The sequence below is a fragment of the Arthrobacter sp. YAF17 genome (assembly GCF_052113365.1).
Taxonomy (GTDB): Bacteria; Actinomycetota; Actinomycetes; order Actinomycetales; family Micrococcaceae; genus Arthrobacter.
Window position 1 is genome coordinate 72,920 of record NZ_JBFRDB010000005.1, and the last position, 13,028, is coordinate 85,947.

Annotated in this window: 10 protein-coding genes; 3 read left to right on the forward strand and 7 right to left on the reverse strand. The window is 65.5% G+C overall.

Features of this window, described 5'->3' with window-relative positions:
* Positions 1 to 40: 40 nt before the first annotated feature.
* Together pcrA and AB4Y67_RS06255 are read right to left on the reverse strand one after the other, a co-directional pair.
* The gene (gene pcrA, locus AB4Y67_RS06250) at positions 41 to 2,569 is read right to left on the reverse strand and encodes a DNA helicase PcrA (RefSeq protein WP_441405014.1); all 2,529 of its coding nucleotides are present in this window, start codon (positions 2,567 to 2,569) and stop codon (positions 41 to 43) included.
* Positions 2,570 to 2,891: 322 nt separating this feature from the next.
* Positions 2,892 to 3,749 carry an inositol monophosphatase family protein gene (locus AB4Y67_RS06255; RefSeq protein WP_441404923.1) on the reverse strand — a complete coding sequence of 286 codons (858 nt, stop codon included), beginning with the start codon at positions 3,747 to 3,749 and terminating at the stop codon, positions 2,892 to 2,894.
* 110 nt (positions 3,750 to 3,859) lie between these two features.
* On the opposite strand from AB4Y67_RS06255, the gene AB4Y67_RS06260 reads away from it, so the two are divergent.
* The gene (locus tag AB4Y67_RS06260; protein WP_441404924.1) at positions 3,860 to 4,513 is read left to right on the forward strand and encodes a hypothetical protein; all 654 of its coding nucleotides are present in this window, start codon (positions 3,860 to 3,862) and stop codon (positions 4,511 to 4,513) included.
* A gap of 108 nt (positions 4,514 to 4,621) precedes the next feature.
* Here the strand turns inward: AB4Y67_RS06260 and AB4Y67_RS06265 are convergent, their stop codons facing one another.
* Positions 4,622 to 5,647 (reverse strand): hypothetical protein, encoded by a 1,026-nt coding sequence (locus tag AB4Y67_RS06265; RefSeq protein WP_441404925.1) that lies wholly within the window; start codon positions 5,645 to 5,647, stop codon positions 4,622 to 4,624.
* 210 nt (positions 5,648 to 5,857) lie between these two features.
* Between AB4Y67_RS06265 and AB4Y67_RS06270 the strand changes: the two genes are divergently transcribed.
* Entirely contained in the window at positions 5,858 to 6,007 is a 150-nt protein-coding gene (locus AB4Y67_RS06270) for a hypothetical protein (protein WP_441404926.1), read from the forward strand.
* Positions 6,008 to 6,073: 66 nt separating this feature from the next.
* On the opposite strand, the gene AB4Y67_RS06275 is transcribed toward AB4Y67_RS06270, so the two are convergent.
* The 3 genes from AB4Y67_RS06275 to AB4Y67_RS06285 are packed head-to-tail and all read right to left on the reverse strand — an operon-like array spanning position 6,074 to position 10,072.
* Positions 6,074 to 7,600, reverse strand: a complete 1,527-nt coding sequence (locus AB4Y67_RS06275) for a putative bifunctional diguanylate cyclase/phosphodiesterase (RefSeq protein WP_441404927.1) — start codon at positions 7,598 to 7,600, stop codon at positions 6,074 to 6,076.
* On the reverse strand, positions 7,590 to 8,042 hold the full coding sequence (locus AB4Y67_RS06280; RefSeq protein WP_441404928.1) for a DUF7793 family protein: 453 nt from the start codon (positions 8,040 to 8,042) through the stop codon (positions 7,590 to 7,592). The genes AB4Y67_RS06275 and AB4Y67_RS06280 overlap by 11 nt, the downstream gene beginning before the upstream one ends.
* Positions 8,039 to 10,072 (reverse strand): glycosyltransferase family 2 protein, encoded by a 2,034-nt coding sequence (locus AB4Y67_RS06285; RefSeq protein ID WP_441404929.1) that lies wholly within the window; start codon positions 10,070 to 10,072, stop codon positions 8,039 to 8,041. Before AB4Y67_RS06285 ends, AB4Y67_RS06280 begins: the two co-directional genes overlap by 4 nt.
* A 557-nt stretch (positions 10,073 to 10,629) precedes the next feature.
* Between AB4Y67_RS06285 and AB4Y67_RS06290 the strand changes: the two genes are divergently transcribed.
* The gene (locus tag AB4Y67_RS06290) at positions 10,630 to 12,162 is read left to right on the forward strand and encodes a chitinase (protein WP_441404930.1); all 1,533 of its coding nucleotides are present in this window, start codon (positions 10,630 to 10,632) and stop codon (positions 12,160 to 12,162) included.
* Positions 12,163 to 12,210: 48 nt separating this feature from the next.
* On the opposite strand, the gene AB4Y67_RS06295 is transcribed toward AB4Y67_RS06290, so the two are convergent.
* Entirely contained in the window at positions 12,211 to 12,981 is a 771-nt protein-coding gene (locus tag AB4Y67_RS06295) for a hypothetical protein (RefSeq protein WP_441404931.1), read from the reverse strand.
* Positions 12,982 to 13,028: the final 47 nt, after the last annotated feature.

The window sequence follows — 13,028 nt, forward strand, 5'->3', positions numbered from 1 at the left end:
GCCCCGCGTCCCCGGCCGCTGGCGGGCGGGCCCGTTCCGCTCAGGCGTCGAGCTTTGTCAGCGGGGCGTAGCGGAGCAGGAGCCGCTTCTCGCCGACGCTGAACTTCACCTTGGCGACGGTTTTGTCCCCGGCGCCCTCGACGGCCAGCACAGTGCCGTTGCCGAAGCTCGTGTGGTTGACCTTGTCGCCCACGCTGACGGCGACGACCTCCTTTTGCGGCTGCACCCGGTTCTTGGCGATGGCCGCAGGAACATCGGCGTTGAACCCGGCCGAGGGGCTGGCCTCCGTGCCGCGGGCCGTGCCCGCTCCCCAGAAGGATCCGCCGTACCGGCTCGAGCCAATGGAGCCGCCGCTCCCCCAGCCGCCGGCCTGGCGGGTGGAGCCCTCACGCTTCCACTCCACCAGCTCGGCCGGGATTTCCTCGATGAACTGGCTGGCCGGGTTGTACTGGCTCTGGCCCCACATGCTGCGCACTTCGGAGCGGGTCAGGTACAGGCGCTTCCGGGCCCGGGTCAGGCCGACGTAGGCCAGCCGGCGTTCCTCGGCCAATTCCTTGGGGTCGGTGGCGGAGCGCTGGTGCGGGAACAGCCCGTGCTCCATGCCGGTCAGGAACACCACCGGAAATTCCAGTCCCTTGGCTGTGTGCAGGGTCATCAGGGTGACCACGCCGAGCCGCTTGGCTTCGGCGACGGCGGCGGCCAGCTCGTCGGCGGTGCCCGCCGGCGCGTCCGGGATCTGGTCGGCGTCGGCCACGAGGGAGACGCCTTCCAGGAAGGCGCCGAGGGAACCTTCGGGGTTGTCCCGCTCGTATTCCCGCACGACGGCGACGAGTTCGGCGAGGTTCTCCACCCTGGATTCGTCCTGCGGGTCTGTGCTGGAACGAAGGGTCGCGAGGTAGCCGGTCTGTTCGAGGACAGCCTCCAGGGCCGCGGCAGCACCGGATCCGGAGGCCACCTCGGCGAGGTCGTCGAGCAGCTTCACGAAGCCCTGGACCGCGTTGACGGAGCGGGTGGCCATGCCGGGTGCCTCGTCGGCGCGGCGGGCGGCGGCCATGAACGAGATCCTGTCGCGCTGCGCGAGGGAGGCCACGGCCCCCTCGGCACGGTCTCCGATGCCGCGTTTGGGCTCGTTCAGGATGCGGCGGAGGTTGACGTCGTCGTCCGGGTTGACCAGGACGCGCAGGTAGGCGAGGGCGTCCTTGATTTCCTTGCGCTCGTAGAACCGGGTCCCGCCGACCACCTTGTACGGGAGTCCGACGCGGACCAGGACATCCTCGATGGAGCGGGACTGGGCGTTGGTGCGGTAGAAGATGGCGACGTCGCCGGGGCGGAGGTCACCTTCGTCCTGCAGGCGGTCGATCTCCTTGGCGATGAACTGGGCTTCGTCGTGTTCGTTCTCGCCGACGTAGCCGACGATCTTCTCGCCGTCGCCTTCCGCCGTCCACAACCGCTTCTCCGGCCGGTTGGGGTTCCGGGAGATCACCGAGTTGGCCGCGCTGAGGATCGTCTGGGTGGAGCGGTAGTTCTGCTCGAGCTTGATGGTGCGGGCGTCGGGGTAGTCCTTCTCGAACTCCACGATGTTGCGGATGTCGGCGCCGCGGAAGGCGTAGATCGACTGGTCAGAGTCGCCCACGACGGTGAGTTCCGCCGCGCCGGGGCCTTCGCCCACGATCTCGCGGACGAGCGCGTACTGGGCGTGGTTGGTGTCCTGGTATTCGTCGACCAGGACGTGCCGGAAACGGCGCCGGTAGGATTCGGCGAGCGCCGGGAAGGCGCGGAACATGTAGACCGTCTCTGCGATCAGGTCATCGAAGTCCATCGCGTTGGCCTGGCGCAGCCGCTGCGTGTAGCCCTTGAAAACCTCGGCGACGGCCTGTTCGAAGGGGTCGTTGTAGTTCGCGCTGGACGAGTAGCTGTCAGCGTCGATCAGTTCGTTCTTGAGCGCCGAAATCTTATGCTGGATCGCCTTGGGCGCGAAACGCTTCGGATCGAGGTCCAGGTTCTTGGCCACGAGGGTGATGAGGCGCAGCGAGTCGGCGGAATCGTAGATGGAGAAGTTGGAGTTCAGGCCGACATTCTTGGCTTCGCGGCGCAGGATCCGGACGCACGAGGAGTGGAACGTGGAGACCCACATCGTCTTGGCCCGGCCGCCCACCAGGGCCTCAACCCGCTCGCGCATTTCCGCGGCTGCCTTGTTGGTGAAGGTGATGGCCAGGATTTCGCCGTGGTGCGCGCGCCGGGTGGCGATCAGGTAGCCAATGCGGTTGCTGAGCACGCGGGTCTTGCCCGAGCCGGCGCCCGCGACGATCAGCAGGGCGCTGCCGGCGTGCTTGACGGCCTCTTCCTGCTGCGGGTTCAGCCCCTCCAGGAGCTCGGCCGCGCCCGGAAGCCGGTGGTGGTCCGGTTCCCCGGCCGGATTGCCCCCGTGGCCGCCACTGGACCCGGCGCCGGAGGCAGAATTCAGTGCGGAATCCAGCGCCGCCATCCCATGGCCGGCAGGCGTTTTGGTGCGCGCCGCCGTGTTCGAGGCAGCTTGGAAGGGTCCGTCGGCGTAAGGGTCAAACAACATATCCATGGTGTTAACAAGTCTAGGCGGTGCCACTGACAGTCAGGTCCGCCCCCTCGGGACATGCCCTCCCCCGCCCGCAGCCACTGGACATAGTGCCCGAATGCCCATGCCCCGCGGCCAAGCATGAGCATGTTCCCTGGCCCTCCAAAGGCGCCCAACGGACATGCCCCGCCCGCCCGCAACCACTGGACAGAGTGCCCGCATGCCCAAGCCCCGCGGCCAAGAATGAGCATGTCCCCCATCCGTGAAAGGACTGGGCATGTCCAGTCTCAGGCCCACGAACTGGGCAAGTGCCGCGCGGCGCGGAGTTGGGCGCCCGGACCTACGTCACGGAGCCGGATTCGAGGGCGGCGCGCAGGTGACGGACCGCCGTGGTGCCTCCCGCGACGAACCAGTCCAGTCCGTTGACCCGGACGACGTCGGCCGCGCCGCCGGCAGCGAGGACGATGGCTTTCCCCGGCAGCCAATCCCACTCCGGGCAGCTGTGCTGGAACCAGCAGCCCAGTTCGCCGTCGGCCACCCGGCTGAGGTCGCAGGAGCCGGAGCCGAACATGCGCAGCGCGGCGGCGGAGGTCGCGGCGGCGTGCCATGGCATGGCGCACAGCGGGTCGGCCAGCCAGGTGGGGTGGATGTAAGTCGCGGCGCCGAGTTCGGACAGGGGCACGTCCGAACGGCCGGTGCCGGGAGCCCCCTCCGTACCGAAAGTGGTCAGCCGTTCGCCGTTGAGGGTTGAGGGCCTGGCTGTTCCGCCGAGCCAGAGCTTGTCCTCCTCCGGCTGGAAGATTCCGCCGAGCACGACACCGGATGAGTCCTTCAGGGCAATGGCGGAGCACCAGTAGGTGGACCCGTGCAGGAAGTTGTATGTCCCGTCTACCGGGTCGATCACCCAGGTACGGCCGCTGGTGCCGTCCACGGAGGCGCCCTCTTCGCCGAGGATGCCGTCGTCGGGCCGGCAGCGCTGGAGCTGTTCCAGCACGTACGCCTCGGCCGCGTGGTCCGCGGCCGTAACGACGTCGGAAACCGAGGTCTTTTGCCGGCCTTCCAAGCCGGCCTGCCGCATAAGGAGCGCGAGGGTCCCGGCCTCGCGCACGAGGGCCTCGGCGAGCTGGTAGTCGTCCAGTGCGGGATTGAGTTCAGCGGAGCTGTGCCGGCCGAGCCGGTGTTTTCCTAGTTCGGTCACGCGCTCCAGCCTATCGGCGCCTGCCTGCAGTGAACAGGCGGCAGGCGTACAGCGGACGGCGTCGCGGGATCCGCGCTCAGCGACTCGTGTGCCCGGGCGATAATGGAGCCATGGCCAAGACACCCGCACAGCGGATCAAGAAGCACGGCGCGAACGCCGTCGTCCCCCAGCACCAGCTGCCGTCGGTGATCAACCCCAGCACCAGCCGGACCCCCCAAAAGGCGCAGAGCAACAGCAACCTGATCCTGATTGCGGGTGTTGTGGCCAGCCTGTTCCTGTTCTGGTACCTCCACCTGCTCACGCTGAACCAGCTCACCCAGCTCAGCGGGGGTCTTGCTATGCCGGATTCCCTGGTCGGGGGCTTCGACGCGGGCTACGTGGAGCAGCTGCGCACCGCCATGGACGAAGACGCCCGCGGGCAGCTGAACTACATCCACAAAACCGCCGGCACGCTGTTCCCGCTGATCTTCGGCTTCACGTGGCTGCTGCTCATCGGGACCAACGTGGCACGTAAGGGACTGCGCTGGGCGCTGTGGGCCGTGCCCCTGCTCTTCGCGGCAGTCAGGCTGTGGGGCAATGCGGCCATCGATTCGATGCTGTCCGCCCAAACTGTCGACGCCGGCCAGGTTGCCCTGGCATCCGGCCTCACCGTCGCCGGTTGGGTGCTGCTGGTCCTGAGCCTTGTTGTCGGGGGCGCCGCGGTGTTCCTCGGCCGCAAGCCTGCGGCGGCAAAGGCTCCCACCGCGGGACATGCCCAGCCTTAGGCCCGGCCACTGGACATAATCCCACTATGTCCACCCGTCGCCGCACCCGGAGGGCATGCGCAGCGGTGTGTACCCGCCAGGCCGGTGGGGAACCGAGCCAAGGTGGTCTCAGGCCTCGCTGGCGAGGTACTCCCGGGCCTGGTCCGCGCGCTGCGGGGCGCCCGCCGTTTCGAATTGCTCGGCGGCGCGCAACAGAACGTCCTTTGCCGCCGGCTTGTCTCCGGTTGCTATGTACGCCCTGCCCAGCAGCAGGCAGGCCTCCCCTGTCCTTTGTGGAGAGATTCCGTCCTCCAGCCTGCAAAGATCGTCCAAAAGACCTATAGCAGTCGCGGCGTCGCCCGCTAGTAGCGTCCAGTGCGCGCGGTTAAGTTTCAACAAGTGATAGTCATTCGAACTTCCGCCGATAACGTCAGTTGCCAGTTCTGCGCGCTCGATGCACCGCAATGTGTCGGCGTCGGCGATGTCCGCAGCCAATCGCATGGCTGCTGACGCTTTGTTGAACTTTGCCCAGACGTCCAGATTATTGGCCGGCGAAAAGGTGTCGGCCGCAAGCTCGTGGTAGCGCAACCCCTCCTCGATCATGTTGCAGAGGAACGCCACATTGCCGATAGCCCAATACGCTTTACCCACCAACTGGTCGTCAACTTCGTCCGAAACGATGTCGGCGAGCACATTGCACTCGTCCCAGGCATCTTCCAGCATTCCGCAGTCTGCTAAGGCAGCAATCAGTGCATGCCGGGCCTTCACATTGGTCTCAATGTCCGGATCGTCCTTCGAGAGGTCCGCAGCCGTCCGGGCAGAATCTACAGCCTGTTCGAGCAGCCCTGCCCGCTGCCGGGCAGTTGCTAGCAGGACATAGCCTTTCGCCAGGAACTGGGGCGAAAGGGCTGCCGAGGGACCTTGAACCAAGGCAAACGTAATGTCGGCGCACTCGTCGAATTCTCCGGCGTCCATGAGGTTTTCTGCCTGAAAGAACTTCATGTCCCACTCTGCAGCGGAATCCCCTTCCGCCGCGGCTATGGCAGCGGCGTCTCCCGCACTTTGGGCGGCCGCCATGAAGTCGTGGCCCTCCCGGTGTTGCCGGGCTTTGAACTCAGCGGCGACATACGAGGAGGAAACGGAATTTTGTTGCATGGACCAATTATCCGTTGCCCAGGACGGATATACGTACATGACGTGCAAGTGAGGGCGTCGCAGTATTCGCGCAGGAGTCGCGCAGGCACGCACGAATAACACAGGAGTTTGAGTTGGGAGACATATTGTTACTTTTAGGCGTGTCGAATGCCCCTATACTGAACTCGCATCACATGAGTCACATCAGCCCCTTATGTATCAGGAGTCCACATGAAGAAAACCCTCGCTACACTCCTCGTCGCCGGTGCGCTGGCCGCCGCGGGTCTGTCCGCCTCTGCTGCCGTCTCGGCAACCGGAAACTCGGGTCAGGGCTCTGTAGTGGCTGTCGAATGGTGGCCGCACTCCACGCCGAAGAACTAACGGAGACGGCGTAGTCGAACGGTGGGTGTCGAATTCCGACACCCACCGTTTTTCGTGCTGCCGAAGCTACGGTCTCGCCCGCCCGATCAGCGCCTCGATGTCCGACGCCGGAACTGGCCGGCCGAAATAGTAGCCCTGGCCGCTTGAGCAGCCCAGTCGGACCAGCTCGGCGGCCTGCTCCGCCGTCTCGATGCCCTCGGCCACAGCTTTGAGGCCGCAGGCGTGGATGAGGTGCAGCACCGCCTCCACGAATTTGCTCTCGTCTGCGTCTGAACCCAGCCCGTCGATCAGGCTCTTGTCGATCTTGACAACGTTGACCGGAAGCTTCCGCAGGTAGCTGATGGACGAATAGCCGGTGCCAAAGTCGTCGATCTCAAGCTGCACGCCCAGACGCCGCAGGCCGCTGAGGGAGTATTTGTCCACATCCCCGCCATTGACGGCCATGGACTCCGTCAACTCCACGACGAGGTTGGCGGCGTCCACCCCTGTTTCCCGGAGGATGTCGCGGACGTGTTCTATCAGATCGAGGTTCTGCAGCTCGGTGGTTGAGATGTTGACCCGGACGTTGAAGTCGGCGTCCACGTTCAGGTCCTGCTGCCAGCGCCTCAGTTGGCGCACCGCGTTCCTCAGCACCCAGTGGCCGAGGTCCACGATCATCCCCGTCTCTTCAGCCAGCGGGATGAAGGAATCGGGCATCAGAAGGCCGCGCTCCGGGTGGTTCCAGCGCACCAGCGCCTCGACACCTTCGATCTTTCCGGTGGCCAGGTCCACGACCGGCTGGTAGTGCAGCGTGAGCTGGTCCTGGAGGATCGCCTCGCGCATTTCGGTGATCATGACACTCTGCAGCCGGCGGGCGTAGAGCAGGGCCGGCTCGAACACCTTGATACTGCTGTGTGGCTGGGCCTTGGCCGCGTACATCGCCGTGTCTGCTTCCATGACCAGATCGTCGACGGACTGCCCGGCTTCCGCCACCCTCAATCCGATGCTGGTACCGCACGTGATGCGCAGATCGCCGACTTCCAGGCTCTCGCCGAGCGCCTTGAGGATTCGGTTCGCGACCCGCCGGGCCCGGACCAGGTTGGACTTCGGCAGCATGACAGCAAACTCGTCGCCGCCGAGGCGTGCAACGGTATCCGTCTCCCGGACTGCGTCCTGCAGACGCCGGGAGATCACGCGGAGGACGTCGTCGCCGGCGCTGTGTCCCAGGGTGTCGTTGATGCCCTTGAAGGAATCCAGGTCCAGGACCAGCAGTGCCGGCGGCATTTCGCCCCGGGACGTTTCGGCAAGGGCGTGGCTCAGGACCGAATTGAGCGCCGTTCTGTTGGCGAGCTGGGTGAGCGGGTCAGTCAGTGCCATCCGCTCAAGCTCGACCTGGGCCTCGCGCAGCATCGCCGTCCGGCTTTCGACGCGTTCCTCAAGTTCCTGGTAAATGGTCTGCAGGTCGTCAGCCATCAGGTTGATCCCGGCAATGACCGCGGCGACGTCGTCCCTGGCACCGGAGTGGGGAATCCTGGTGGTCAGGTCGCCTCCTGCGATGCGGACGATGCCTTCGACGAGGGCATGCAGCCTGGGGTCCGGCGGATCAGTCTTCACTCGTGTATTGCCCTAACCAGTCGATGGCCTCAGCCTCGGACGTGAAGAACCGCGCCGGGATCGTCTCGGTCTTTGATCGCAGCAGGTAGTGCGCGATCACGCGGTCGACAGGGCTTTCCCCCACGAGGGCAAAGGCCGACGCCGCAATGGAGGTGGCATAGACGTGCCGCGCCTCGAGGCTGACGCCCACGACCCCGGTGATGACCAGCAGCACCGGCATGCGCCGGCCGTTGGCCAGTGCGCGGACCGTGGCGCCGGCCACGCGCGCCTCGGGCCCCTCGATTTCGGCGTTGGCCGGAAGCGCGACTTCGATGATGCCGCCGTCGCGCACGCGGACACCGATCACGGCACCGGCCGGCGTCTCCGTCGCGGCCGGGAAGTCGGCGTCCGGGCCTTCCTCCGGAATGCGCTCATCGGGCGCCACCGGCGCTTCGACGCTCACCGGACAGCAATTCGACGACGGCGGTCGGTTGATCCGCGGAGATCCCGGTTCAACCGGCGGTCGCCATGGTACAAAATGGTCTCCCAGTCGACCTCCTCGGCTGTCTTCTCAACCACGAGGCTCTCCTCTACTTTCTTGGGCCGGGGACTGACATACAGCCAGTTGACCATACCGAGGGAAATATCGACCACGGAATTGAACACACCGATGTAGGCACGAATTGCTCCGGCAGCCAAGATGGCGTTGAGCGATGCGAATGCCACGTTGCCCCAGTTACCCAGTTGGGCATCGCGCCAGACTGTCAGCAGCGAGAACGCGACGATCACGTAGGGCGTCAGGACGTAGAGCCCGGGGGCGGCAGTACGGTCTTTGACCTTGGGAGTGCGGACAAAAGGAATCTTGTCGCCGGTGACGGCCTGCTGCAGTGATTTCAGCACCCCGGCGAGGTTCACCGGAAGCAGCACCAGGTTGAAACCATAAATCCGCAGGATGTCGCTGAAGCGGTGCCCGCAGTCACGCAGGTCGCTGCCCATGGCCAGGAAATAGGGCAGGGCGGCGAGGAACACGATGGGGCTCAGCAGCCGGCTGTCGTAGGGGTAGGCCAGCAGAAAGACCAAGCCGAAGCTCGCCCAGGCGATGGAGGCCATGTAGTTAACGCGCAGCAGCACTTCGCGGAACAGGATCCGGCGGCGGTCTGACCGGCGCTGGCGGAGCTGGGCCCACAGCTTGGGCAGGATCAGGAGTCCGCCGTTGGCCCAGCGGCGGCGCTGGACCACCAACGAGCCGAAGTCGGGCGGCGTGGCGCTGTAACTTAGTCGCTCCGGATAGTTCACGAGAGTCCAGCCGTGCTGACCAAGGTCAATGCTGGACTCGGTGTCTTCGATGACAGTGCGGTCCTGGATGTACGTCCGGATCTCGAATCCCCCCCTGGCTTCAACCTCCACGATGTCCTCGAGGGCGCGCTTCCGGATGATGGCATTCGCGCCGACCCAGAAGGTGGCTCCGTAGTACGTCATTCCCTGGTGAAGGATGTGCTGCAGATCAGTCGTGGCTCCCGCGACGCGTTCGATCCGGGTGGGTGCGCCCCGGAAGGAAGAGTAGGGCGTCTGGGTCACGGCGACGCGCTCGTTGCCCRCCGATTCGAGGAAGTACACCAGACGGAGGCAGTAGTCGCGCAGAAGGAGCGAGTCGGCGTCGAGGGTGAGGAGGTAGGTGGTGTCCGGGAAATCCAGGATCCGGTCCGAGTCTTCAAGCTCGGCGTCGCCCTGGACTTTACGCAGGACCACGCCGTCGGCGGTGTCCTCTTCCTTCCAGGAGTGTCCCATCAGGGAAATGTAGGCATTGAGGTTCATCGCCTTGTTGGCCTCGTGCGAGAGGCTGGCGTATTTCTTGCGCTCGAAAGTTTCGGTGGAAACGTTGAAGATCCAGGTGAGGCGCAGGTACAGCTCGTCGAGCCGGGACCACGGCGGCGAGGCGTGCTGCACGAAAGCAGCGTTCAGGCCAACCAGGACCAGCCGCAGCTCGCGGGCGAGCCCCATCAGGACCAGGTCCACGAAGAACTCGTCCACGTGGTCTTCGACCTGCTCGCCTGCCGCCATGGATTCCAGCCATTCTGCTGCCGCCTCGTACTCGACGATCAGCAACGCCAGCTCGGCGCGCTCTTTGGGAGCTACCGTCTTTGCACGGCGACGGAAATCCGTCAGGGCGGAGTTGAACCGCGCCGCGGGGATGCTCATAGCCGCGGAAATTTCGGCCGACAGGCCGCGGGTCCTTTCAAGTTTGGCTCGATCAGCCGGGTCGGAGGGATTGGGCGGATCGTCAACCAGAAGGACAACTTTGAGGTCGGGAAATTCCTGCAGTGCTGCTGACCACAGCGTGGCCCGCACCACTTGCGGTTCCTCGGCGTAGGACGGCACCAGCACCGTAATGCCTTCGGCGTAGTCAGCGAAGTGGCGGTCCAATTCCCCGCGCGGAACCCGTGAATGGTCCCGGAACCGGTACAGGGCACCCTGACGCGCTATCAGGTACATTAGCGCCGAAAAAGTCAGGAATGTTACGACAACCAGATAGGAGACTGTCTCAAATTGGAATCTGAACCCGGCATTCGGGTTGTCGGCCAACTCCCGCAGAATTGTCGAAATGACGTAGCTGACCCAGGCAAGGAGCGTGGTGAGAATGCCCAGCCGGCCAAGGATAATTTTCCGGCGGGAGGGCCGTGGGTGAACAATCGAAAGCGGTTCGGACCGCTTTTCAGCGCCCCACTGACGGCGCCGAACTGCACCCTTTTGTTCACTAACGACGCTTTCTGCGTCAGGGCGCGGCAAGACTAGCTGATCAGACATTGGTCCCCATAGACTGCAAAATCGGCGTTTTGGCGTGCGCTGACGACAAATCGCGCCCGGTGCACCGGAATGTTCCAGTGAGTGCCCTTATGATAATGCAAGGTCAGACCGCTACCGGACATAAGACACCCCGGAAATTCCACGAACTGATCCCGATGGCCGGCGTGTGCCCGGCGGTTCACTAAAAGACATAAGGGGGCCCTGTGTCCAAAAGATTCCCAGGCCGCAAATTATCGATCGTTCGGGTGGGCATTCTCACCGGCGTCGTCATGGCAATCACGGCGGGAAGTGTGGCCGCATGGGGCAACTTCCAGGATGTGAGGACGGCCGAATCCATTCCGTCCATTTTCTCCGGCTACGTGGACGTCACGGCGACTCCGCGCTACGCCTTCGAGGACCCGGTATCGAAGGAAGCCGAAAACGTACTGCTGTCCTTCATTGTGGCGGACGCCGGGAATGGCTGCACCCCGAGTTGGGGCGCCGCCTACTCCCTCGACGAGGCCGGATCCGCGCTGGACGTGGACCGCAGGGTTGCCCGGCTCCAGCAGTTGGGCGGGACCGTCTCGATCTCTTTCGGCGGCCTGATCAACAAGGAACTGGCCACGACCTGCACTGACGCTGGCAAACTCGAGGCCGCCTACGGCGCCGTCGTGGACCGCTACAACGTCAGCAGCATCGACTTGGACATCGAAGGCGAAGCCCTCAGCGACGTCGCTTCCCTTGACCGGCGGGCAGCGGCCGTCGCGGCGCTGCAGCAGGATCGCCGCGGGAGCGGCAAGGACCTCACCGTGTGGCTGACCCTGCCGGCAGACCCCAACGGACTAACGACGGCGGGCAGCGACGCCGTGCGCCGGATGATCGCCGCGGGGACTGACCTGGCCGGCGTGAACATTATGACCATGGACTATGGCGGCAGCAGGCTGACGGACCGGTCGATGTACGGGAATGCCGTCTCGGCTGCGGAAGCCGCCCACCGGCAGCTCACCGGCTTGTACCGGGACGCCGGCAGCGAGCTGGGTAGTGAGACCGTATGGCGCAAGATCGGGCTGACGCCGATGATCGGCCAGAACGACATCGCCGGTGAAATCTTCACGCTCAAGGACGCGGAGGAACTCAGCGCCTACGCGAGCGCCAAGGGCGTCGGCCGCCTGTCCATGTGGTCCCTGAACCGTGACCGGACATGCAGCCCCAACTACCCCGACGTCACGCAAGTCTCGGACGGCTGCAGCGGCGTCGAGCAGGGAACAGCAACGTTTGCCACGATTCTCGGTGCCGGCGTCACCGGCAGTCCTCCCACCGCGCCAGCAGCCGTGGCGCAGCCGACGCGGGCCCCGGCCGTCACCGATGATCCGTCGACCAGCCCTTACCCGGTTTGGAACGAAAGCACCGCCTACACGAGTGGCGAGCGGATCGTCTGGCACTCCAATGTCTACGAGGCCAAGTGGTGGACCCGGGCCGACACGCCGGACAACCCGGTGCTCCAGGGCGCCGCAACGCCGTGGCGCATCATCGGCCCGGTACTGCCCGGCGACAGGCCCACCCCGCAGCTCACCGCCCCGGACGGCACCGCGCCGCAGTGGGAGCCTGCCAAGGTCTACCGCAAGGGCGACCGGGTGCTCTTTGAGGGCCGGGTGTTTGAGGCGAAATGGTGGACTCAGACGGACAGCCCCGAGGCTGCCCTGCAGGGATCACCGGAATCGCCGTGGTCCAAGCTCCGCGACGAGGAACTGCTGAAGCTGATGACGACGCCGGCTCCCACGCCGGCGCCGTCCCCATAGGGCGGGCTCAGGCCGTCCCCGGGCCCGCCCTATGGGGTCGGGCCCGGCTCATGCCTGCAGCGCCCCGCGGGACTTCCGGAGCGAGCGGTCCCGGCCCACCCGCTGGGCTACCACCAGACCCACGGCGGCCGTGCCGATGGTGATGGGGTACCCCATGAGCCGCTCCAGGGTCCCCGGCTCCGGCACGTCCATCCCTGTCACCCCGCCGGTGACCAGGTCGCCGAGAGACACGAGGCCGCAGACCAGGATGGGCCAGCTAAGGGGTGTCTGCCGAAGCCACAGCCACCCCAGCAGCAACAGGGCCAGGCTCCCGGCACCGAAATACATGATGGCGCCCACCCCGTGCCACACGGAACCGGCGTCCTCAGGGACCAGCCCCACCAGGACGGTGCCGGCTCCGGCGACGGCGGTGAGGGAACGTGCGGAGACCGCGGCAGCCCAAGTGAAACGGCCACCCGGCACCAGTGTGAACTGTGCGCCGGGCCGCGCTGCCGTGCACAGCAGCGCCGAACTCAGCAGCAGGGCGCCGACCATCATCCCGATGCCCTGGACCACGAACGAGGCGTTCATGAGCACATGCGCCGGCGAGCAGACGTCGCGGCCGTCGAAAAGCCCGCAGCCCGCGGCGCCCAGATCGCTGATGTAACCGGTCCGGCGGCTGTACGGCTGCTGCCCCGCCCACGCGCCGATCACGGCCGCCTCCGCCACGAAATACTGCAGCACGCTGAGCAGCGCCAGTGCGCCCGCATAAAACCGCGTGGACGGCAGATCGGGGATGTAGATAATGTTTTGGGACGGCGAGTCAGCGGGGGCGGCCATGCCAAGAGCGTAGTACGGCCCGTCACCTTGTATGCTTATATCCGTGT

Excerpts from the sequence above, each read along its gene's own strand:
- AB4Y67_RS06295 (WP_441404931.1), bottom strand. The coding sequence starts at position 12,981 with ATGGCCGCCCCCGCTGACTCGCCGTCCCAAAACATTATCTACATCCCC.
- AB4Y67_RS06265 (WP_441404925.1), bottom strand. The coding sequence starts at position 5,647 with ATGCAACAAAATTCCGTTTCCTCCTCGTATGTCGCCGCTGAGTTCAAA.
- AB4Y67_RS06260 (WP_441404924.1), top strand. The coding sequence starts at position 3,860 with ATGGCCAAGACACCCGCACAGCGGATCAAGAAGCACGGCGCGAACGCC.
- pcrA (WP_441405014.1), bottom strand. The coding sequence starts at position 2,569 with ATGTTGTTTGACCCTTACGCCGACGGACCCTTCCAAGCTGCCTCGAAC.
- AB4Y67_RS06270 (WP_441404926.1), top strand. The coding sequence starts at position 5,858 with ATGAAGAAAACCCTCGCTACACTCCTCGTCGCCGGTGCGCTGGCCGCC.